Below are 21,228 nucleotides of genomic sequence, written 5' to 3'. Positions count from 1 at the left end.
GTCTGTTCGCATAGCCAATGCATTTGACCATGCATTTTTCCTTGCGGTGTTGATGCTTGCCGCGTTTTTGTTCACGGGAACGGCAGCCTATGCCCAAAGTGGCGGCCAGCCGTTTACGATCAAGGAAAACGGGCGCAGCTATTCAACGCTCCAGGCCGCAGTCGATGCGATTGGTGACCGGCGTGGGACGATTGAGATCGCTCCAGGCACCTATCGCCAATGCGCGGTGCAGACTGCGGGTGTTGTCGTCTATGCGGCTCGCGAGGCTGGCACCGTGACCTTTGACCGCCGCGCTTGCGAAGGCAAAGCCGCGCTTGTTCTGCGCGGGCTTGGCGCAGAAGTGCGCGGGCTCACTTTTACCAATATGGCGGTCGGCGATGGCAATGGTGCGGGCATTCGGCTCGAAACTGGCGCGCTCAACGTAGCCTATTCGCGCTTTCTCAATAGTCAGCAGGGCATTCTCACGGCAGACAATCCCACCGGCCGCATCTATATTTTGCGCTCCACCTTTAGCGGGCTTGGCACTTGCGAGCATTCGGCGGGCTGTGCCCATTCGATCTATATCGGCAATTATGGCGAGCTGACGGTGCGCGAGAGTCGTTTTGAAAAGGGCCGTGGTGGCCACTATGTCAAAGCGCGTTCGGCCAACGTCATCCTTGAAGACAACAGCTTCGACGATGCCAACGGCTCCGGCACCAACTACATGATTGACCTCCCCGCAGGCAGTACGGGCAGCATCGCCAACAATTGGTTTGTGCAGGGGCGCGATAAAGAGAACTATTCTGCCTTTATCGCTCTGGGTGCGGAAGACTTGCTGCACGACCCAGACGGGTTGGTGGTGAAAGACAACACCGCGCGTTTTGTGCCGGGCCTCAACCGAGCAAGTGTGTTCCTTGCCGACTGGACCAATTCACGCGTGGTGATGAGCGGCAATAGTCTGGCTCGGGGTCTTACGAAGTATGAGCTGCGCTAAGCCGAGAACGCTGGCGCGTAAGTGACTTCACCGCTCGGCAATTCGCCGTCCAAAAGCAGCGCTTGGAAGTACTCAGGCGGCGGGCCGGGGTAGGTCAGTTGTGGGTGATGTGCGAAGCCAAAGCGCGGGTAATAGATATTGCTTCCGAGAAGAATGATGCCCTTCGCACCGCGGTCCCGCATGTCTGCAATGCCACGTTTGATCAGTGCACCGCCGATCCCGCGATGGTGCTGCTCAGGCCAGACTGAAACCGGGCCAAGCCCATACCAGTCCTTCGAACCATCGGCGATTGTTACGGGTGAAAAGGCGATATGACCAACAATCCGCGTCTCATCTTCGGCCACTAACGACAACGTCAGATCACCATCGGCACGTAGGCGATTGACGAGATGTTGCTCATCGCCATCGCTAAACGGCATCTCTTTGAATGCTGCTTCGGTGAGAGCAAATATGGTGTCTTCATCGCCGGGCGCTTCGGGACGGATTGTGATGGCTACTTCGGGTCCTCTCATGTGAGCAAATGCCCAGATTTATCGCGTTTGGTGGCGAGGTATTTGGCATTGTGAGGGTTGTCAGGCAGTTGGTGGTGAACCCGTGCGCTCACCGTGATCCCGGTTGCTTCAAGGCTTTTGACCTTTGCCGGATTGTTGGTGAGGAGGCGAATCGAACGAACGCCGATCAATTCCAGCATACGCGCTGCTACAGGAAAATCCCGCGCCTCGTCCGGAAGGCCAAGACGTTCATTGGCCTCGACCGTATCAAACCCCTGATCCTGCAAGCGGTAGGCGCGCAGCTTGTTGATGAGGCCGATGCCGCGCCCCTCTTGGCGCATATAGAGCAAGATGCCCCAGCCGCCATTTTGACGAGCGTGCGCAGACATCGCCTCAAGCGCGGCGTCCAATTGTGGCCCGCAGTCGCATTTGAGGCTACCCAGCACGTCGCCGGTGAGACACTCCGAGTGGAGGCGGACCAGAGGTTCATGGTCGCCCGATTGCTCTCCAATGATCAGTGCCACATGTTCGCGCGTGTCGGCGGTTGAACGGAAGGCGATGATCTCAGCGTCTTCATTAGCTTTCACTGGAAGCCGTGCACGGGTGATGATGTCGAGCCTGCCGGCATCGGTGTATGCGGCCAAGTCACTCGCGATCAGCGGGTGGGGTTCTCCTCCTTCGACAGGATCCACCATGAAGGCGGGTAGGATCCCGGCGATGCGTGCATATTCCATGGCGGCTACCGCTTCATCGGCCCATTCGACCATTTCAGCCTTGAACGGCCCTTTGAATGGATTGTTCAGATCAAGTGAGGGGTCCGCAATGGGCCTTGCCACATCTAAAGTGATCGCTTCGCCGCCACGAATAAGGATTGGAGTATGAGGCAAATCTCCACGCGCGGCCTCACGCTGATTGGTGAGCTTGAGTGTCGCAGCACGCGCGGCCGAAATCAGCAAATGGCCGGATTTGGCTCCGCTCGCGATGGCTGTCTCAATTGGCAGCAGCACCGGCCCTCCGGCGAAATCCAAGGCCCAACCATGACGTAGAGCATCCACCGCCTGTGCCGCTCGCCGTTCTGGGCTTGCTCCTTTGAGCTTTGGAGGGTGCTTGTCACACATTTAGTGAGCTTATAGCTCAAACTCGGTCACAAGCGGAATGTGGTCGGAAGGCTTCTCCCAGTCGCGCGCCTCTTCGAGCAGGCTGTGCCCAGTCGCTTTCGCAGCAAGCTCAGGTGAAGCCCACATATGATCGAGCCTGCGCCCACGATCGTTTACGCGCCAATCTTTCGATCGGTATGACCACCAGCTGAAATAGCGCCCGGGATCACGAATGTGCTCGCGACCAATATCAACCCAGTCATGCGCCTCTTGAAAACGACCTAAGGTTTCAACCTCAATCGGCGTGTGGCTGACGACTTTGAGCAGTTGTTTGTGGTTCCACACATCGCTTTCCAGCGGTGCGATGTTGAAGTCTCCGACGATCAGCGTTGGTTTTTCAATGGATTTGGCCCAATCGGTCATGCGGCCAAGAAAATCGAGCTTCTGGCCGAATTTGGGGTTCTTCTTGCGGTCCGGCTCATCGCCGCCTGCAGGGACATAAACATTGTCGATGCGAATGGTCTTGCCATCCACTTCCCGGCCGACAACTTCGACACCAACATGGCGTGCTTCGCCATTGGCTTGCCAGTCGTGGCGCGAGTCTTCGCGGATCGGCACCCGACTGACTGTCGCCACACCGTGATAGCCTTTTTGCCCGCAAATCGCCTGATGCTCATAGCCAAGAGCTACGAGAGCTTCTGCTGGGAATTGGTGCTCCTGACACTTGATCTCTTGCAGGCACAAAATGTCAGGCCCCTGCATTTGGAGATACTTTTCGATGATAGGGAGGCGCAAACGCGCTGAGTTTATGTTCCAAGTCGCGACACTAAGCATGCAAGGTCAACTAGGGATAAGTGCCAAGGGTCACAAGCTTTGGGGAAACACTTGTCGGTCTCGAGGGCCTGAAAATCGACAAAGGGCAAGAAAAAACCCCAGTGCCGGGGGGCGTTGGCACTGGGGTTCAATGTTAGCGTTCGTCACGCTTGGTCAAGACGGCATTTAGAGAGGGAAGGGCAACAGGGGGGAAACCCTACCTCATCCGCCTTGAGAACCATTATTAATGGTTCTGAGCTTTCAGGTAAATGAACGTCTCGTTGGCTTTGTCGCAGAATTACAACCTTTTGAGGTCGAAACGTTCAGCGTGGTCGACGAGAGGAACGGCGCGGATCGCGGAACCTGAACGTCGAATCGGGTACAGATATGCCATACCGGTGGTTACTGAGTCGCACAGTGGTGCGATAATTCTGCGCATCGACCGCCACCCAGTTCATTAGCTGCAAGCCGCCTGGTGCGCTTCGATTGCGCACAAAGTTCATGATGATCCGCCCATATTCAGGGCGATTGGGATCTCTAACGTCGACGCTCACCACTTCAGAGCCGCCCAGCGAGAGCAAAGTTCCGAATTGTTTCACATCGCGATTGGGGTCGAGAAGAGCGCCCAATGGTGAATTTCTGATCGGCCAGCGCTCAACCTGATTGACCTCATAGTCGATCATGTAGAGCGATCGGCCATTGGAGACGACGAGCAGATCCGCGTCCTCGCCATAGTCAAAGCGAATCTTGCCTGGCCGCTTTAAGGTCATGGTGCCGTTCACGACGTTGCCCGCGCGGTCGATCTGATTGAAATCGGCCTTCATCGTTGAGATGGCGCGCAGTGCCGTGACCGCCCGGTCAAGATCAGGGCTGTTGGCTTGAGCGACCGCGGGTGGCGCAAATGTGGAGGAAGCGCTCGTGCTCCCAAGCGATAGACCCAAAGCACACGTACCCGCAGCGGCAAGCGTGATGCCGAGCGGACGGAGGAGTTTCATTTTTCTCATGTAATCAGATTTACGCAGGCCGCGTTGAACTGTCGATGAATTTTGGAGCGCTTCACGGTTCAGCCGCGAAGCTGCGCGCCAGACCTTACTTGATCTTGGCTTCCTTGAACTCGACATGCTTTTTCACGACCGGATCGTATTTGCGGAACGTCATCTTCTCGGTGATGTTACGCGGGTTCTTTTTGGTCACGTAGAAAAAGCCGGTGTCGGCAGTCGACACAAGACGGATTTTCACGGTTGCTGGCTTCGCCATTGCAAATTCCTACAAGATAGTCGGTGAGGCCAGATGGCCAAAAAATAAAGGGCGGCTCTTGCCTGTTGCCTGAACCAGGTTTCGGGCACGCCGCCTTACAGACGCGCGCCTCTGAGCGATTCACGGGGAAAAGTCAAGCGGAGTCACCATTCGGATCGGCTGACTTTACCGCGCTTGGATTTCACATCACTGCGCGCTTTCTTGGCTTTTAGGCGCTGCGTTTTTCCCACGCGGTTAACGCGGGACTTTGCGCGTTTCTTGGGAGCGCGGTGAGCGGCTTCCAGCATTTCCTCCATCCGCTCACGAGCCAAAACCCGATTCGCTTCTTGCGTCCGGTGCTGGCGGGCGGTGATCAATAGGTCGCCTGAGGCGGTGAGTTTGGAGCCTGCGAGATCGCGTAGCCTTGCAAAAACGGGGGGTGGCAGACGCAGGGAGTAGATGTTGACCCGCAGTTGAACCTCAGTTGCGACCTTGTTGGCGTTCTGACCGCCGGGGCCGGAACCTGCGAGGAAGCTTTCCTCAGCCAATGCATGGGCGCGGTCGAGGAGGGTGTCATCCATCTTGGGGCTGAGATGATTGCGGCGGACTAAGGCCGGCGCGCAGAAAATCCTCCGGGAAGGGCGCATGAGCAGAAATGGGTGGCTTGCCGACACGCTCCACCGCAATGGATTCGGCATGCAGCATCGTGCGAGGAGCACCTTTGTTCTGGCCGCGAACCGGGCCGTAAACCGGATCGCCCAAGAGCGGTGCTCCCAGACCTTGCAGTGCATGGACACGCAATTGGTGGGTCCGCCCTGTTTCCGGGCGAAAGCGGATAAGCGAACGTACCTTATCGCCGTCTCCGATGGTCTCTATAAGTTCCCAGTGTGAGACGGCGGGCTTTCCCTTTTTGGCGGCAATCATTCGCCAGCCTTTTTCGGCTGAACTTATCTTCGAGAGCGATAGCGCAATCGTGCCCGAGGCTTCAGCCGGCGCGAGATCCAGCACGGCCAGATAGGTTTTGCTCACCAAGCGATCCTCAAACGCCTTGTTGAAACGTTTCAATGCCTTGGGATTACGGGCCAAAAGCAAGCAACCCGATGTATCGGTATCAAGTCGGTGCACGGCGACAGGGCGACGCTGAAATCCGAGTTTCAGATCGTCGAGATGGTCTTCGAGACACGCTCCCCCACGTTTGGGCCGATCCACGGGAAGACCAGCTGGCATATCAATAACGAGTGCTTCGCCGTCTTCGTAAAGAATGGGGATAGAGGTCATATGCGCGCCCTATCCCTTAGCCATGAGCTTGTCGAAGGATGTTTCTCTAGACGAGCTTTGCTGCAAACAATCCGCGCACGGCATTGCCTAGCTGAAACCCGTCAATCAAGTCATCGAGCGTCAACTCCGCCTCACGCGCCTGACCTTTCTCGATCAGATACTCACGCAAGACGCCTGGCAGCAATCCAAGCGAGGCGGGCGGAGTTAGCAGCACTCCATCGCGCTCGACAAAGACATTGGTGAAGCTTCCTTCGGTGACCAATCCATCCTCGCGCACGAGCAAGGCCTCTTCGCCTCCATGAGCTTTCGCTGCACGCAATGCGTCCACATAGAACCCTCGATCACTCGTCTTGTGAGAGAGACGCCAGTCCGATGGATCAAGCGGATTGGGCAAGGCGACCGCCGGAGCTGGCCCATCGAAAGCTTGTGGCATAGAGCCAGTTTCAATCGCACTGGCTCCGCCTTTGGACGTGAGTAGGCGCACTTTTGTGGGCGCGGAAAGCTCGAAGACCAGCGCTTGTATCTGATTACGCAGAGCATGGCGGTCGAATTCAAAGCCTAGCGCAGCTGCGCTTCTTTTCATGCGCGCTAAGTGCAGTTCTAGGAGGGCGATCCCCGTTTCTGGGTCAAAAGCCATGGTCTCGATGAGGTCTGCGCCGCCCGATGATCCCCCGCGCGCGAAACCCGCTTTCACTTCGCACTCGCGGCGCTCCGCTAGCGGATCACTGTCCGCGACAATCGCTGATCCCACGCCGAGAATGGCGCTCCCTTGGTCATTCTCAATAGGGGTGAGCTTTAGCGTACGGATCGCTACATTAAACGCGGCCGAGCCATCAGCACCGATCCGCCCAATCGCTCCGCAATAGGCTCCTCGTGCATCGCGTTCGACTTCTTGGATCAATTCCATAGCGCGGATCTTGGGCGCGCCGGTGATCGAGCCGCACGGGAACATCGCCCGCACCAGATCGCTTGCTCCCATACCCTCGGCCAGTTGGGCACGCACGCTGGAAACCATCTGATGAACCGTTGGGTAGCTCTCAATCGCAAAAGGCGCGTCAACCCGCACGCTCCCCGGAATAGCCACGCGGGAGAGATCATTGCGAATAAGGTCGACGATCATCAAGTTTTCGGCCTTGTCCTTGACCGACTCCGATAGCTCTTTGGCGAGGGCGGCATCGGTCTCCGTATCAGTTCCTCGAGGTCGCGTGCCCTTCATCGGCTTGGCCTTGGCCTTACCTTCTGGGTCGAGCGCGACAAACAGCTCCGGTGAGAAGCTCAAGAGCCAGTCCGAACCATCGAACACCATGCCGCCATAGCCCGCGTTGGCTGAGCTGCGCAGTTGCGCATAGAGAGCCATGGGGTCACCGCGATATGATCCTGCGAGCGGGTAGGTGAGGTTCGCCTGATAGATGTCGCCATCGCTAATGCGTTTGCTCAATCGCCCAAAGGCGGCCTCATAGCCAGCAGGCGAAAGCTGGGGCTCCATTGGGCTTAGGCTTGCTGTTCCTTCGCTCCGCGCTGCCAACCAAGCCGGTACATCGGCGGCCGGTATGCGCTCCGGCTCCTCGAACAGACCAAGCCACACAAGCGGGCCATGAGCGCCACTTCTTGCATTAGCGAGCGGTACGATCCGGTCTTCAAGCGCCAGTCCCGCCTCATAGGCAATCAGCCCAGCAAGCGCTCCACCCTTTGCGCGGGACGCTTCGGCAGCTTCAAGAGTGGGGACCACATCTTCAGGGCGAAAAGCGACAAAGATCTCGTATGGCGCCGAATAGTACAGCGCATCTGCTGCAGCGCTCGCGCCACCGTGACTTGGCGCGCGGGCATCGTCGAGCAATACGAAACACTCTTTATTCGGTGCCTGACCCATCCCCTCTGCCTTAGGCTGCTCCATCACCCAAGTCGATAGCGCCTTTTTGTAAGCTTATGTAAGTCGGGTTGGTAACGCCATGGGGGTGGTTGACCGCACGGCCTTGCGCCGTCACATCTTGGGCGAAGATTTTTCGGGAAGGACTGACACGGCAATGAGCGAGATATTCCTGGGGCTTGGGGGCAATGGCGAGAATCAGAGCTTGGCTCTTTCGCGCGCCAACCGACACGGCCTGATCGCAGGTGCAACCGGCACTGGTAAGACGGTCACATTGCAGGGATTGGCGGAGAGTTTCTCGGCAGACGGTGTCCCGGTGTTTGTGGCCGATGTGAAAGGCGATTTGTCCGGTATCGCCATGCCGGGTAGCCCCAAATTCAAACATGCAGACAAGCTCGAAGGCCGCGCCAAAGAGCTGGGCATGGACGACTATGGCTATTCCGATAATCCAGTGATTTTCTGGGACCTGTATGGCGAACAAGGCCACCCGATCCGCACCACGATTACTGAGATGGGTCCATTGCTTCTGGCGCGTCTGCTCGATCTCAACGACACACAAGAAGGCGTGTTGCAAATTGTCTTCCGCTATGCCGATGACAACGGACTCTTGCTGCTCGACTTCGGTGACCTGCAATCGCTCCTGCAATGGGCGAATGAGAATGCCAAAGAGCTCTCAGGCGCGGGTTACGGTAATGTGTCCAAGCAATCGGTAGGCGCGATCCAGCGTCAGCTCCTGTCGTTTGAATCGCAAGGCGCAGACCATTTCTTTGGCGAACCGGCCTTGGAGATTGATGACTTTTTGAAGAAAGACGAAGAGGGGCGCGGCTATGTTAATGTATTGGCTGCGGACCAGCTTATGCGCTCGCCAAAGCTTTATGCGACTTTCCTTTTATGGCTTCTCGCTGAGCTGTTCGAGAGCCTTCCGGAAGTGGGTGACCCGGAAAAACCAACTCTCGTCTTCTTTTTCGATGAAGCTCACCTTCTTTTTGATGATGCCCCCAAGGCGCTGCAAGAGAAGATCGAGCAGGTCGTTCGCCTGATCCGTTCGAAGGGTGTGGGTGTCTATTTCGTCACGCAAAACCCGATCGACATTCCGGAAGAAGTCGCCGGTCAATTGGGCAACCGCGTGCAGCACGCCCTGCGCGCCTTCACCAAGCGCGACCAGCGTGCGATTAAGGCAGCGGCAGAGACCTTCCGCATCAACCCTGATTTGGATGTCGAAGAGGCGATCACTGAGCTGAAAGTGGGCGAGGCCTTGGTCTCAACACTGGACGAAGAAGGCGCGCCGACAATCGTGCAGCGCACGCTCATCAAGCCGCCACGCTCCCGTCTGGGGCCGGTCAACGCAAAAGAGCGCGCGATCATCCAATCGGTGAGCCCGTTTGACGGCAAATATGACGAGATTGTTGACCGTCAAAGCGCTGAAGAAGTGCTCGCGCAAAAGGCTGTGGATGCGGTTGAGACGGCAAAAGAGGTCGAGGAAAAGGGCGAGGTCGAAGTCGGAAAGCGCTCGCGCAAGTCCAAGTCCATTTGGGAAAAGGCGATGTCACGCGGTGCGAAAGTTGCCGCTGGCAGCGTAGCGGGCGTGGCTGCTGCGGCGGTGTTGGGCAAGAAATCTCGAGCCAACCCGATGCGCTCGGGGCTTACCTCGGCGGCTGGCTCGATCGCGACGGATCTGGCGGGCCCTATCGCCGGGCGCTTTGTGCGCAATCTGATTGGTGGATTGATGCGGTAAAAGGGGACTCCACCCATGTTTAAACGCCTTGTTTCTGGGTTTGCTCTTGGTCTTTTACTTGGGTCGTGCTCGCCTGCTGAAGAGTCACCAACGGCCCCTGCAATCGTGGTGGTTGCGTTCGACCGTGAGACTATCGAACCGCTGATCGTAGAAGGAATTGCAGACCGTACATCAGGCCGCTTTGTCGAGGCCAATGACCCGGTGCGTATTGCGAGTATTTCGAAGTTGATAATGGCGCTCGCTGCAATACGTTTGGCAGAAGATGGCGTGGTCGATCTCGAGGCGGATGTATCGGAATATCTCGGGTATAAACTGCGAAGCCCCGGTTTTCCGGATGCACCAGTGACACTTGCCCAATTGCTTTCGCACCGTGCTGGCCTGCGCGATGCCGCCGGGTATGTGATCCCTCTTGGTGAGAGCCTTGAGGATAGGCTGAAAGATCCAGAGAGCTGGTACGCCGATACCCCGCCGGGTGAAGCACCGTTTGAATACGCCAATATCGGTTCGCCCGTGGTCGCGAGTGTGCTCGAAGCGGCCAGCGGCGAACGTTACAATGCCCTGCTTGAGCGGCTGGTTTTCGGTCCGTTGGAGGTGGAGGCCTGTGCCAATTGGATCGGCTGCTCGCCCGAGATGGCGGCGCAGGCCGTGACGCTTTATCGCGACACCGGCGAAATCGCCCGCGACGATCCGGCGAGCTTGCCGCCCAGTTGCACCTTGCCCGTGGCGGACGGGGTCGAATGTACACTCGACGACTATGTGCCCGGCAGCAATGCTTCGGTGTTCAGTCCGCAAGGGGGCGTAAGGATCGGCATGGTGGATCTTGCGAGGATCGGCCAGGCGCTGGTGCAAGAGGGTGATGGCCTTCTCACCGAAAAATCATTGACCGCGATGCTCGGCTCAGCCGACCCGCCAATCGAAGGGCAAGAGTTCTTCTGCGGCTATGGTTATCACGTGCAGGCGCTTGAGACACCGGAGCGGGAGTGCATGGACCCACTCTTCAACGACGGTATCAAGCGCTATGGTCACGCGGGCGAAGCGTATGGCTTGCGTTCAGGTCTTTGGTTCGATCCGGTAAGCGGGACGGGCATCGCCTATTTCATCTCCGCCATTCCTCCACGCCAGAGTGCCGAGGATGAAGGCGGATTTGATGATAGCGAGCTCGCATTGATCGCTCGAGCGCAGAAGCTACTCGTTGAGCGGTAGCCGAATTTCTGCGCGAAGCCCGCCTTCTGCGCGGTTTGCGAGCACCACCGTACCGCCATGCGCTTCGGCGATTGCGCGCGCCAAAGTCAGACCCAAGCCTGTACCACCGGTCGCCCGGTTGCGTGAAGCTTCACCTCGCGTAAATGGCTCAAGCATCTGAGTGAGAGCGCCTTCTGGAATGCCGGGGCCGCTATCCTCGACACGCAGAATAGCGTGAGATTCACCGCGGACCATCGAGACCACAGCACCGCCACCATAGCGCAGAGCATTGGATGTCAGATTGCGCAGAGCTCGCTTGATCCAAGTGACCTGCACTTGCGCAACCAAACGCTGAGGATCGAGCATGATGACTTGTTCGCCGAGGTCTTCGAATTCTTCAACCACGCCAATCGCCAAAGCGCCAAGATCCACGGCTTCTGTGTCGAGTGAACCTTTGCGGCCCATCCGCGCAAGCATGAGGATATCGTCGAGCGTTGCAGTGATGTCTTCTATCGACGCCGCCATCTTGCCGCGCTCTTCCTCATTCCCCACGCTCTCAATCCGCACTCGCAGAGCAGCTAGCGGGGTTTTGAGGTCGTGCCCTATGGCACCCAGCATTACGTCTTTCTCATCAAGCAATGCGGCAATGCGTGCCTCCATCGTATTGTGTGCAGCGATGAGCCTGCGGGTGTCAGTGGGGCCTTGCTCTTCAAGCTCAACCACAGTGTCGGGATCGCGCGAGAATTCGGCGACGCGTTTCGTGAGCGTGGCGAGGGGTTGGGTGATGCGGCGTATCACAAAGAACAGGATCAAAATCAGAATGACAAAGGTGACGAGCGTCTGAAGCAGCACAACGCCGAATGCGCCTTTCGGTCTGGGCGGGGCGAGCAATCTTGCAGCTTCCCACTGACCATCCGGCTTGCGTTGGATCGCCGCCACCACAAGCTGGCGATCGCGCCACTCTTGGCTTGCAGCAAGTCTCGGGCGACGCTCTGCCAGACTTTGAAGCCAGAGATCATCGCCTGCGGGAATAATTTTCACGGCAAGAGCATGCGGCGTCACACCCTCCCTCTCAAGCACAACCCTGAGCCGATCCGAGAGATCGTCTCGCTGCAGGATGGATTGCCCTGCTAGCGGTTGTTCCTCAGTCACATTGTAGCGCAGTGGCAGAGGCAGGCGATCGCGTGCAATTTGATCTGCCTGCGGTCCGCCAGCTTCGCGCAGTCGCTGTCGTTGTGCACGCAGCCTTTCGCGGTCGATGGGTCCACCATTGCTCTTGGCCCGTTCTGCCCCGTTGATCAGACGAAAGGCGGCAGTTGTGACCGCTGCGTTCTCGCGCCGATCCTCGCTTGCCCGGAACAGCAGGGTTGCAGACACCACTTGCGAGATTAGCAGAGCGAGGGCAACGCTCACCATCACTTGACCCAATAGGCTCGAGGGGAGGATTCGCTTCACGAACGCTCCGTTCCCGGTGCCAATCGCTTAACACCCGCGGCCAGGCGATAGCCGCCTCCACGCACAGTCAGGATCAGTTGCGGATCGCTGCTGTTGGCTTCGATCTTGCGGCGTAGGCGACTCACTTGGTTGTCGACAGCGCGGTCAAAAAGATGTGCCGCGCGCCCTTGCACGAGGTCGAGCAGCAGATCGCGGTCCATCACTTGACGAGGGCTATCGAGGAAGGCGCGCAACAGGCGAAATTCGGCCGTCGAAATGGGCACGGTGACCCCTTCTGGATCGGTCAGCTTGCGCTTCAAAGGATCAAGCACCCAGCCATCAAACTGATAGTGCCAATCCTCCATATCCGATTCAGGAACCGCAGCGCGACCCACTCGGCGCAGCACAGTGCGGATGCGCGCCACCAGTTCGCGCGGTTCGAACGGTTTGACGACATAATCGTCTGCGCCAAGCTCAAGCCCAAGGATACGGTCCATCGCTTCACCGCGCGCTGTGAGGAAGATCACTGGCAAGCCTTGGGTCTCAACGAGATGTCGGCACAAAGAGAGACCGTCTTCTCCCGGCATCATGATATCGAGCAGGACAAGATCAGGCCGCTGAGCGGTGAGTTCTGAGCGGGCAACAGCGGCGCTCTCAGCCTCGATCACAGCGAATCCTTGTCCTTTCAGATACTCGGCCAAGGGCTCACGCAAGGTGGCTTCATCATCGACCAGCAGGATTTTGGGGGTGTCTTGAGTCATAGGAATGGCGCCAAGTCATAGGGGTGTCGGCCCGGCGTGCAACCTTTTGGAGAGTTGGTTGCAACACCGGGCCGATCTATTGGCAAGAGCACGAGAGACCAGGGAGGGGGTAAGCATTCCCGTGCCTGCCAATCAGTCTTGATGGCTTACTGGAAGCGACGGCCTTGACGCTCTTGCCTCTTAGCGCGGGCGGCCTCACGTTCTTCGGCGGTTACCGTTCCTGATCCATCGGAGTCGAAGCGGGCAAAGCGCGCTTCCACGCGGGCATCGAATTCAGCTTTGCTCACGCGTCCGTCGCCATCGGTGTCGGCGCGGCGGAGCATCCGCATGGTGCGGTCTCCGCGTCGGCCACCACCACGGCGCATTTCACCGCGCTCTGCCCGCCGTTCAGCGCGTGCTTCGCGGCCGGCGAGCATTTCAGTCTGGCTGAGGCCGCCACTGCCATCGGTGTCGAGCCGTTCAAACATGCGAGCCTGCCGCTCTGCGGCGCGGGTCTGACGCGCGGCGGTCATTTCTGCAGGGGTTACTTCGCCATCTCCATTGCGATCCGCTTCAGCAAAGCGAGCCCGTGCTAGTGCTCCCCGGTCATCGCGGCTTAATTCTCCATCACCATTGGCATCCAGTCGCGCGAAGCGTTCGTCGGCATCAGCTTGCGCTTCAGCCAGAGTGATGAGACCGTCACCATTGGTGTCGATACGCTCCAAGCTGCGATCGCCAGAGCCAGCGGCTTGAGCGAGTGCGAGGCCTGTGCCGCCCAGTGCCAAAGCGGCGGCTGTCAAAGAGAGGGTTAGTTTGCGCATTGGGCGCTCCTTTCGAAGGTCTTATTGTTTTCGAGTGAGCTGCGACAAGGCACCTTGACTCGATGCCAAGACAATAAAGAGCAGGCCGACCCAGAGGGTCATTGGGGGTACAAAGGGTTGAGGGCCTGCTTTTCGCGTCCTCACCGCAACTCACGATTGCCCTTCTAGGGCGGCCGTGTCGCAGGATTATCCCGGAATACAGCTAAAGTGTCGCACTTTGTATCAGGTGGCGTGCGATGTTCATTTGTGGGCAAGTTTGGGCGAGACGCTCGCCGTTGGTCTGACCCTTAGCGTGGTCGGTGCTCGGTGCCTTCCCCGGCGGTGATGAAAATGGCGGTGGCGCTCTCTTCGACATCGGCAATATGCCACACGCCGCGCGGATTGATCGCAAATTCGCCTACGTCAAGCGCGGTGGTCTTGCGCTTGCCGTCAGGAAACTCCTGAGTGAGGACCATATGGCCGTCGATGCAGATTACGACTTCCTCACCCTTGGGGTGCATTTCCCAGCTCTCCCAGCTCTCAGTAAAGGTATGCTGAGAAACCAGCCGTCCCTCTGCACCATCGCTGCCATGACGCGCCCCGTACCCTGCGTACCATTCCATACCATTGAATGGCGGTTGGGGCACGGCGGTTGCGCCGAGCCCCAGATGCAAGAAAGTGTCGCTGAGCTTAGCCGCGCTCATGATGCCCCCCTCATGATGAAGGAGGCGTCATGCAAAAGACGTTGAGCTTGTTGCCGTCCATGTCCCGGAAATAGCCCGCGTAGAATCCGTCATCTCCACGTGGGCCAGGTTCACCTTCATCGCTTGCTCCATTGGCCATGGCGACATCGTAAACGGCTTTCACTTTCTCAGGACTATCGACCATAAGCGCGACCATTGTGCCATTGCCAACGCTGGCTGTTTCGCCATCGAAAGGCTTGGTCGCTGCAATACCTGCAGTACCATCTTCGAAGCTGCCCCAGGCGATAAACTCGCCCTCTTCCATCATCCGGCCATAGCCCATAGCGCCTGCGACTTTGTCATAGAAGGCGGCCGCGCGCGGCAAGTCATTGGTACCCAGAGTTACATAACCGATCATGATTGTTCTCCGTCAACTGCGAGTCGCCCCTTTGCGACTCGGATTAAAGAGAACATTAGTAGAACAAATGGATCTGTGCAAATAGGTTCAGAGCGGTTTAGTCTCGCGTTCCACCCATGCGCGATCCTCATCTTCAAGCTGCGGTACAAGAAGCGCGCGCACCTTCGCGTGGTAATCATTGAGCCACGCAATCTCGCGGGGTGTAAGAAGGCTTTTCTCTATCAGGCGGCGGTCAATTGGCACCCATGTAAGGCAATCAAAGCCAAGATAGCGGCCTTCCGCGCCCTCAATTGTCTTCTCAACTGTCAGCACAAGGTTCTCAATCCGAATGCCGAACGCGTCTGGCTTGTAATAGCCAGGCTCGTTGGAAAGAATCATGCCGGCGTGCAGTTCGGCGCTTGTACCGGCCTGACCACCAGTGGGCTTGGCGATGCGTTGGGGGCCTTCGTGAACGGCAAGGAAACTGCCGACACCGTGGCCTGTGCCGTGCGCATAATCGACGCCTGCTTCCCAAAGGTACTGGCGCGCGAGCGCGTCAATCTGACCGCCGCAGGTTCCTTGCGGGAAGATCGCTTGGTCGATCTGGATATGGCCCTTGAGGACGCGAGTGAAGCGGTCCTTCATCTCCGCCGTCGGGGCGCTGCCATCAGGCGTGTCGATCCACACGGTTCGGGTGATGTCAGTGGTTCCAGCCGGGTATTGCCCACCCGAATCGACCAGATAGATTGAGGCCGGCGGAATGAGAATATTGCTCTCCTCATCGACTTTATAATGCGGGAGGGCTGCATGCCCCGCGGCCGCCGAAATCGTGTCGAATGACGTGTCGCGCAGGTCACCATGCTCGCGGCGGAATTCCAGAAGCTTGGCAGCGGCTGCTAGCTCGTCGATCTCACCGGCAGGCGCCGTGACTTCGAGCCAGCGCAGAAAACGGCTCACTGCAGCGCCGTCGCGCGCTTGCGCGTCCTTGTGACCTTGAACCTCGGCAGGGTTCTTCTTCGCTTTTGACAGGATTGTGGGGTCTTGGCGGAAGGAGAAATTTGCACCGCCTGCTCTGAGCGCTTGGGCAATCCCAACCACGCCGTAATTGGGATCGATGCTGACCTTTTTGTCAGAGAACTCGCCAAGCCCACCCGTGAAAGCGCCGCGGTCTCGTACCGTTACTGCATTGCCCAGATGCTTGGTGAGCTCAGGCGTCACCTTCTCTGGCGCGATGAACAGCTCTGCCGTCGCATCGGAATGGACGATCACATAGGAGAGCGCGACTGGCGTGTGATCCACATCCTTCCCGCGAATGTTGAGGAGCCAAGCTATGGAATCGAGGGCAGGCACGACCACCGCATCAAGCCCGTTGTCAGTCAGCCAATCGGCGATCTCGGCACGCTTTTCAGCCGAAGATTGCCCGGCGAGTTCCTCTTCATGGACGAATGCCTCTGCGGCCGAAGGCGCAGGTTGATCTGACCACACAGCATCTAAAGGATTGCTGTCAGCGGGTGCCATGGTGATCCCGGCAGGCCCAACCTGTTTTTCCAGCGCCTCGACCCAGTCCCAGGTGTGAAGCCACGGATCATAGGCAATCTTCGCGCCCTCTTCGTTCACCTCTTTGAGCCACGCGCCGAGGGTGTCACCCGGTATCGAGCGATACTCGAAGAGTTTCTCATCCACCTGATCGCGGACTTGAACCGTGTAGCGGCCATCGACAAAGATCGCTGCGTGAGTGAGCGTGACCGCCGCAAATCCGGCAGACCCACCAAAGCCGGTCAGCCAGTGAAGGCGCTGCGCATAGTCGCCGACATATTCGCTCATATGCTCATCCGAGATCGGTATCACGAAACCGTGTAAACCTCGACGTTTCAGTTCTTCGCGCAGAGCCTTTAATCGCGCTTCGTGGGTTTGCATTAGCATTTTGTCGGCTCCTTATTCGCGCGGGGACTTGCCGCGCCGATGTCTCTCTTTACAAGCTCACCACATAGACCCATGCCCTCAAGCTTTCCAGCGCAGGCTTTCGGATACCAAGGAGAATTTAGCATGTCGCAATTGCGATCGACTATTCTTACATGCGCTGCTTGCATGGCAGCACTCACAGCCAGCGCCGCTTCCGCGAATACACAAGAGGACAACGCACACGTGTTAGACAGTGCCAATATCGCCCCCCCAATCGCTGAAAAGCGCGAGCACACCTACACCCATCACGGCATCACGATCAGCGACCCGTATGATTGGCTTTATGACAAGTCTTACCCTGAAATCGACGACAAGGACGTGCTCGATTATGTGAAGGCGGAGAACGCCTATTTCGAGGCGAAGATGGCACCACAGGAGGCGTTGACTGAAAGCCTCTTTAAGGAAATGCGTGCGCGGATCAAAGAGGACGACTCAACCGTGCCTCAGCGCAACGGCAACTACATGTACTGGTCCGAATTCGAAGAGGGTGCGCAGTATCGCAAGCATTATCGCAAACCTGTCGGTGCGGCTGACAATGTTGAGGCCCAACTTGTGCTTGACGAAAATGAGCTTGCAAAGGGTTTAGAATACTTTCGCTTGGGCGCTCTGACGGTCAGCAAGAGCGGGCGCTATATCGCCTATTCAACCGATACCAATGGGTCAGAACGCTACACCGCACGGATCAAGGATTTGGAGACCGGCGAACTGCTCAATGACGAACTCACCGGCCTTCGCGGTGGCCTCACCTGGGTCGCGAATGACACGGCGCTGGTGTACACCCCTTCGACCGAGGAATGGCGATCCCTTGAGATCAAGCTGCATACAATCGGTCAGCCCAATGACAGCGACGTAACGCTTTATCTTGAAGACGATCAGAGCTTTAGCGTTGGCGCAGGGCTTTCCGCCCAAGACGATTGGCTGATAATTGCAGCAGGTGACAATGAAACCAGCGAGGTGCGGCTGGTCCCGGCGAGCGATCCGACTGCGGAACCGATCCTCATCAAACCACGCCAAAAGGGCGTCGAATATAGCGTTGATGTGCGCAAGGACCCTACCGATAGTGATGAGATCTGGATCTGGACCAATGATGATCACATCAACTTCCGCCTCGCCAAGGCTTCGATCAAAACGCCTGGTGATTGGCAAACCGTTATTGCTGGTTCCAATGATTTCTATCTCACCGGTTTTGACCTGTTCGAGACGTTCTTTGTCACCGAAGGGCGACTCAATGGCCTCGATCAAGTGCAAATCCGCCGTTACGATGAACCGCTGACAGTAGAGCCGGTCGCCTTTCCTGAAGCGAGCTATGACGCTGGGCTGACCTATAACCCCGAGTACGATCAAACCGTGCTGCGCCTCTCCTATGAGAGCATGGTAACGCCCGATACGGTCTATGACTATGACGTGGCGGGTAAGACGCTCACGACGCTGAAGACGCAGGAAATCCCGAGCGGATATGACCCCTCGCTCTACACTTCAGAGCGTGTCGAAATTGAAGCGCGCGATGGGACCATGGTTCCGGTCAGCATTGTGATGCGAAAGGACCGCGCGGAAATCCTCGCCAAATCCGGGATTGAGGGGCCGGGGCCCCTGCACCTCTATGCCTATGGTGCTTATGGCTATGCCGTGCCTCCGGGCTTTTCGACTACGCGGCTCAGCCTAGTGGATCGTGGTTTTGCCTATGCGATTGCGCATATCCGTGGCGGGGATGACCTTGGCCGCCGCTGGTATCTCCAGGGCAAGATGTTTGAGCGCACCAACACCTTCAACGATTTCGTCGATGCAGGGCGCGGCCTTATCGAGCGCGGATACACCGATGAAGGGATGGTGACAGCATCCGGTGGTTCAGCAGGCGGCGAGTTGATGGGGGCGATCATCAATGAAGACCCCACGCAATATGGCGCGATTGTGAGTCACGTGCCCTTTGTCGATGTGCTCAACACCATGCTCAACGATAAGCTCCCGCTGACGCCGGGCGAATGGCAGGAATGGGGTAATCCAATCACCAGCAAGGCGTCTTTTGCCTACATCCTCTCCTATTCGCCATATGATCAAGTCACCGCGCAGGACTACCCACCAATGTTGGTTACGGCGGGATTGAATGATCCACGAGTCACCTATTGGGAGCCCGCCAAATGGGTCGCCAAATTGCGCGATGTGAAGACGGACGACAATCTGCTGCTCCTCAAAACCAATATGGGCGCAGGGCACGGTGGCCAGTCGGGGCGCTGGAATTCCCTGAAAGAAACCGCCGAGGAATTCGCCTTTATCCTGTGGCAAATGGAGATGGTCGAGGAAGCGGAGTGATCACCCGCTTTACCAAGACTTTCACAGCCGAGCCCCTCCACATCGACGAGCTTGGCCATGTCAACAATTCGGTCTGGGTGCAGTGGATTCAGGACTTGGCGACCTCGCACTGGTCTGCGGCCGCCGATCCTCAGCATCAAGAGCAGTTCTTCTGGGTCGTGATCCGGCACGAGATTGACTATCGCGCCAATATTGCAGCGGGCGAAAGCGCGGTTGGAACCACTTATGTGGCTGATGGCGCTAAAGGCGCGAAGACGCTGCGCATGGCTGAGTTTGTCAACGAAGAAGGCAAATCGCTTGTTTCAGCCTGCACCACATGGGCGATGCTCGATCGGGAAAGCGGCAGGCTTGCCCGCGTGCGCCCGGAAGTGCTCGCGCCCTTTCGCGACTAGCGGCTCCAGGCCTGAAAGCTGACTCAGGCTGCGGTCTTGGTCTGACCACGCTTTGGTGGCGCCTTTTTGAACACAGTCAGACGTTCAAAGCAGGTTCGATTCCGCCCCAAGGATTTTGCGTTGTAAAGCAGTTGGTCGGCGCGCGAATACAGCTCGGCAAAGCTCAGAATATGATGGCTGGAACGCGGCAACTCAATAAGGCCCATGCTGGCAGTAACGGGCTGATTCAAACCCTCGACTTCATGGGCAATTCGCATTGGGATCGACTGGCGTAGAGCCTCAGCGCGATCGTAGGCGTCAGGCCCTCGCAAAAGCATGACAAATTCTTCACCCCCCAGCCTGACCGCGAGCAGATCGCGCTCCTCGTCGCCGCGGATCGCATTGGCACAGGCGATCAGAGCCTGGTCGCCGACCTGATGGCCAAAGCGGTCATTGATCTGCTTGAAATGGTCAAGGTCGATCACAGCGAAAGTGTCAAATCCCTGTTGGCGTAAGGCAGCAAAACGCTCTTCCATAACGCGGCGATTCATAAGGCCGGTAAGCGGATCACGTTCGGAAAGCGTTTCAAGCACACGCGCCTCACGCAAGGCTACATCACGTTGCGACCGGATCGCGACAAAGCGCTGAGCGATAGCAAGGCTCATCATGACAACGTGAACACCGGCAGCAAGGTAAAGCAGCTGATCCAGGTTGGATGGACCGATGTACAGGCCGATACCGCGCATCATGCGTTCAACCGATGCAAGCGTGATCGCGGTCCAGCCAATCGCGATATAGCGGGCCAACACGCTGCCTCTCCAGGTTGCCCGAAACGTTGCGAAAGTTATGAAGGCAACAACAGGTACCACGGTCACGTAATAGGCGTGAATATCAAAGGATTGCGTCGCTTCCAGTTGTAGAGCGAAGAAAGCAGGAACGAACAACGTCCAAATGCCTGCTGCCCGGGTAAGCTGCTGCATAAGAAGCGACTGCCTTTTCTTTTCCAGAAACTCCGCAAGAAAGAGCGCGGTAAAGCCGCACCCTGTTGTCCAACAAAGCGGTGCCGCGACCGCCAACAAGCCAACTGGCAATGCCACAATAAGCGAAATGAGACCCCCTGCGAAAAGGACGAAGCCAATCATCGCAGTCACGATGATCGCGTGAAATATGACGTATCGCTCACGCAGGACCGCATAGAATGTGATGTCGATAATCAGCGGCAGGACGAGCATGCCGACAACGAAGGCGAGGAAAGCCACTTCGAGCTCCGACCAATCCGCCGCGTCACTTTCCTGTGTAAGCCGCGCTTCGGTGAGCAAGGGTACAATATGGGCTCGCTCTACGCGCACCATCAGCGCCTGCGTTTCCGAGGTGACGCGCGGTAAGGGCAGTTGGAATACTGGGCCAGCTGCGAAGGCGCGTGCCTTACTTTGCGCAAAGCGAGCAGTGCGAATGCTCCCGTCTGCGTCGACAGTCGCAAAGGTGATGGCGTTGAACTGGGCGATGCGGCTGAAGAAAAAGCGCGGAGGGCTCTGGCCTTCCCAACTCGCAGCATCGAACAGGATCCAGGAGGCGGGATAGTCGGCGCGCCAGAATTGATTGTCACAACGCCATGAAGAGCTTTGATCCAATGGGCCACCCGCCCCGGGACCAAGAGGCCGAGCCATCTCCTCGAACGACACATCCAATCCTGTTGCTGCATGGCCCGAAGGCGCAATGCTGGCAGGACGATCCTGACCCGCCGCGGCCAGGGCTGGTGGCGTTGCAAAGGCCAGAATAGCGGAAGCAATTGCAAGCAGTATGGAAAGACGTCCCCAGTGCATCTGCACTGTGTAGCGGACAAGTCGTTACCACTCGCTTAA

Annotated in this window: 20 protein-coding genes; 5 read left to right on the top strand and 15 right to left on the bottom strand. The window is 57.6% G+C overall.

The features are described from left to right. The first annotated feature begins 52 nt into the window (after positions 1-52). Complete coding sequence (locus tag Q0778_RS08650; protein ID WP_298308208.1) at positions 53-973, top strand: right-handed parallel beta-helix repeat-containing protein; 921 nt, start codon at positions 53-55, stop codon at positions 971-973. Here Q0778_RS08650 and Q0778_RS08645 read toward each other — a convergent pair. The 8 genes from Q0778_RS08645 to pabB form a co-directional block, all read right to left on the bottom strand. Further along, positions 970-1,485, bottom strand: a complete 516-nt coding sequence (locus Q0778_RS08645) for an N-acetyltransferase (RefSeq protein WP_298307034.1) — start codon at positions 1,483-1,485, stop codon at positions 970-972. The genes Q0778_RS08650 and Q0778_RS08645 overlap by 4 nt on opposite strands. Next, complete coding sequence (ribA, locus tag Q0778_RS08640) at positions 1,482-2,582, bottom strand: GTP cyclohydrolase II (RefSeq protein ID WP_298335475.1); 1,101 nt, start codon at positions 2,580-2,582, stop codon at positions 1,482-1,484. Before ribA ends, Q0778_RS08645 begins: the two co-directional genes overlap by 4 nt. A gap of 9 nt (positions 2,583-2,591) precedes the next feature. After that, entirely contained in the window at positions 2,592-3,395 is an 804-nt protein-coding gene (locus Q0778_RS08635) for an exodeoxyribonuclease III (RefSeq protein ID WP_298335473.1), read from the bottom strand. Positions 3,396-3,697: 302 nt separating this feature from the next. Continuing rightward, on the bottom strand, positions 3,698-4,378 hold the full coding sequence (locus tag Q0778_RS08630) for an outer membrane lipoprotein carrier protein LolA (protein WP_298335471.1): 681 nt from the start codon (positions 4,376-4,378) through the stop codon (positions 3,698-3,700). Positions 4,379-4,463: 85 nt separating this feature from the next. Beyond that, entirely contained in the window at positions 4,464-4,631 is a 168-nt protein-coding gene (gene rpmG / locus Q0778_RS08625; RefSeq protein ID WP_298307044.1) for a 50S ribosomal protein L33, read from the bottom strand. A 143-nt stretch (positions 4,632-4,774) separates the two neighbouring features. Beyond that, a complete protein-coding gene (gene arfB, locus Q0778_RS08620; RefSeq protein ID WP_298307047.1) occupies positions 4,775-5,191 on the bottom strand; it encodes an alternative ribosome rescue aminoacyl-tRNA hydrolase ArfB in 417 nt (138 codons plus the stop codon). Then, positions 5,184-5,888, bottom strand: coding sequence for an RluA family pseudouridine synthase (locus tag Q0778_RS08615; protein ID WP_298335469.1), 705 nt, complete (start codon positions 5,886-5,888; stop codon positions 5,184-5,186). Before Q0778_RS08615 ends, arfB begins: the two co-directional genes overlap by 8 nt. Positions 5,889-5,934: 46 nt before the next feature. Continuing rightward, the gene (gene pabB / locus Q0778_RS08610) at positions 5,935-7,758 is read right to left on the bottom strand and encodes an aminodeoxychorismate synthase component I (protein WP_298335467.1); all 1,824 of its coding nucleotides are present in this window, start codon (positions 7,756-7,758) and stop codon (positions 5,935-5,937) included. A gap of 154 nt (positions 7,759-7,912) precedes the next feature. Between pabB and Q0778_RS08605 the strand changes: the two genes are divergently transcribed. Next, the gene (locus Q0778_RS08605) at positions 7,913-9,490 is read left to right on the top strand and encodes a helicase HerA-like domain-containing protein (RefSeq protein WP_298307056.1); all 1,578 of its coding nucleotides are present in this window, start codon (positions 7,913-7,915) and stop codon (positions 9,488-9,490) included. A gap of 15 nt (positions 9,491-9,505) precedes the next feature. Continuing rightward, positions 9,506-10,693 carry a serine hydrolase gene (locus tag Q0778_RS08600; RefSeq protein WP_298335465.1) on the top strand — a complete coding sequence of 396 codons (1,188 nt, stop codon included), beginning with the start codon at positions 9,506-9,508 and terminating at the stop codon, positions 10,691-10,693. Here Q0778_RS08600 and Q0778_RS08595 read toward each other — a convergent pair. The 6 genes from Q0778_RS08595 to Q0778_RS08570 all read right to left on the bottom strand — a co-directional run bounded on the left by Q0778_RS08595 (position 10,676) and on the right by Q0778_RS08570 (position 16,649). Further along, positions 10,676-12,127, bottom strand: a complete 1,452-nt coding sequence (locus Q0778_RS08595; RefSeq protein WP_298335463.1) for an ATP-binding protein — start codon at positions 12,125-12,127, stop codon at positions 10,676-10,678. The genes Q0778_RS08600 and Q0778_RS08595 overlap by 18 nt on opposite strands. After that, entirely contained in the window at positions 12,124-12,867 is a 744-nt protein-coding gene (locus tag Q0778_RS08590; RefSeq protein ID WP_298335461.1) for a response regulator transcription factor, read from the bottom strand. Before Q0778_RS08590 ends, Q0778_RS08595 begins: the two co-directional genes overlap by 4 nt. A gap of 146 nt (positions 12,868-13,013) precedes the next feature. Continuing rightward, positions 13,014-13,667, bottom strand: coding sequence for an EF-hand domain-containing protein (locus Q0778_RS08585; RefSeq protein WP_298335459.1), 654 nt, complete (start codon positions 13,665-13,667; stop codon positions 13,014-13,016). 287 nt (positions 13,668-13,954) lie between these two features. After that, a complete protein-coding gene (locus Q0778_RS08580) occupies positions 13,955-14,350 on the bottom strand; it encodes a cupin (protein WP_298335457.1) in 396 nt (131 codons plus the stop codon). Between the two features lie 10 nt (positions 14,351-14,360). Next, positions 14,361-14,747: a VOC family protein gene (locus Q0778_RS08575; protein ID WP_298307072.1), complete on the bottom strand. Its 387-nt coding sequence runs from the start codon at positions 14,745-14,747 to the stop codon at positions 14,361-14,363. 87 nt (positions 14,748-14,834) lie between these two features. Next, complete coding sequence (locus Q0778_RS08570; RefSeq protein ID WP_298335455.1) at positions 14,835-16,649, bottom strand: aminopeptidase P family protein; 1,815 nt, start codon at positions 16,647-16,649, stop codon at positions 14,835-14,837. Between the two features lie 165 nt (positions 16,650-16,814). On the opposite strand from Q0778_RS08570, the gene Q0778_RS08565 reads away from it, so the two are divergent. Beyond that, complete coding sequence (locus tag Q0778_RS08565) at positions 16,815-18,995, top strand: S9 family peptidase (protein ID WP_298335453.1); 2,181 nt, start codon at positions 16,815-16,817, stop codon at positions 18,993-18,995. Continuing rightward, positions 18,992-19,387, top strand: coding sequence for an acyl-CoA thioesterase (locus Q0778_RS08560; RefSeq protein ID WP_298307081.1), 396 nt, complete (start codon positions 18,992-18,994; stop codon positions 19,385-19,387). Before Q0778_RS08565 ends, Q0778_RS08560 begins: the two co-directional genes overlap by 4 nt. Positions 19,388-19,410: 23 nt before the next feature. Here the strand turns inward: Q0778_RS08560 and Q0778_RS08555 are convergent, their stop codons facing one another. Next, positions 19,411-21,189, bottom strand: a complete 1,779-nt coding sequence (locus Q0778_RS08555; RefSeq protein ID WP_298335451.1) for a diguanylate cyclase — start codon at positions 21,187-21,189, stop codon at positions 19,411-19,413. Positions 21,190-21,228: the final 39 nt, after the last annotated feature.

It is taken from the genome of uncultured Erythrobacter sp., assembly GCF_947502395.1.
Classification (GTDB): Bacteria; Pseudomonadota; Alphaproteobacteria; order Sphingomonadales; family Sphingomonadaceae; genus Erythrobacter.
This window is presented reverse-complemented; position numbering and strand designations above follow the sequence as displayed.

Excerpts from the sequence above, each read along its gene's own strand:
- Q0778_RS08650 (WP_298308208.1), top strand. The coding sequence starts at position 53 with ATGCTTGCCGCGTTTTTGTTCACGGGAACGGCAGCCTATGCCCAAAGT.
- Q0778_RS08645 (WP_298307034.1), bottom strand. The coding sequence starts at position 1,485 with ATGAGAGGACCCGAAGTAGCCATCACAATCCGTCCCGAAGCGCCCGGC.
- ribA (WP_298335475.1), bottom strand. The coding sequence starts at position 2,582 with ATGTGTGACAAGCACCCTCCAAAGCTCAAAGGAGCAAGCCCAGAACGG.
- Q0778_RS08635 (WP_298335473.1), bottom strand. The coding sequence starts at position 3,395 with ATGCTTAGTGTCGCGACTTGGAACATAAACTCAGCGCGTTTGCGCCTC.
- Q0778_RS08630 (WP_298335471.1), bottom strand. The coding sequence starts at position 4,378 with ATGAGAAAAATGAAACTCCTCCGTCCGCTCGGCATCACGCTTGCCGCT.
- rpmG (WP_298307044.1), bottom strand. The coding sequence starts at position 4,631 with ATGGCGAAGCCAGCAACCGTGAAAATCCGTCTTGTGTCGACTGCCGAC.
- arfB (WP_298307047.1), bottom strand. The coding sequence starts at position 5,191 with ATGGATGACACCCTCCTCGACCGCGCCCATGCATTGGCTGAGGAAAGC.
- Q0778_RS08615 (WP_298335469.1), bottom strand. The coding sequence starts at position 5,888 with ATGACCTCTATCCCCATTCTTTACGAAGACGGCGAAGCACTCGTTATT.
- pabB (WP_298335467.1), bottom strand. The coding sequence starts at position 7,758 with ATGGGTCAGGCACCGAATAAAGAGTGTTTCGTATTGCTCGACGATGCC.
- Q0778_RS08605 (WP_298307056.1), top strand. The coding sequence starts at position 7,913 with ATGAGCGAGATATTCCTGGGGCTTGGGGGCAATGGCGAGAATCAGAGC.
- Q0778_RS08600 (WP_298335465.1), top strand. The coding sequence starts at position 9,506 with ATGTTTAAACGCCTTGTTTCTGGGTTTGCTCTTGGTCTTTTACTTGGG.
- Q0778_RS08590 (WP_298335461.1), bottom strand. The coding sequence starts at position 12,867 with ATGACTCAAGACACCCCCAAAATCCTGCTGGTCGATGATGAAGCCACC.
- Q0778_RS08585 (WP_298335459.1), bottom strand. The coding sequence starts at position 13,667 with ATGCGCAAACTAACCCTCTCTTTGACAGCCGCCGCTTTGGCACTGGGC.
- Q0778_RS08580 (WP_298335457.1), bottom strand. The coding sequence starts at position 14,350 with ATGAGCGCGGCTAAGCTCAGCGACACTTTCTTGCATCTGGGGCTCGGC.
- Q0778_RS08575 (WP_298307072.1), bottom strand. The coding sequence starts at position 14,747 with ATGATCGGTTATGTAACTCTGGGTACCAATGACTTGCCGCGCGCGGCC.
- Q0778_RS08570 (WP_298335455.1), bottom strand. The coding sequence starts at position 16,649 with ATGCTAATGCAAACCCACGAAGCGCGATTAAAGGCTCTGCGCGAAGAA.
- Q0778_RS08565 (WP_298335453.1), top strand. The coding sequence starts at position 16,815 with ATGGCAGCACTCACAGCCAGCGCCGCTTCCGCGAATACACAAGAGGAC.
- Q0778_RS08555 (WP_298335451.1), bottom strand. The coding sequence starts at position 21,189 with ATGCACTGGGGACGTCTTTCCATACTGCTTGCAATTGCTTCCGCTATT.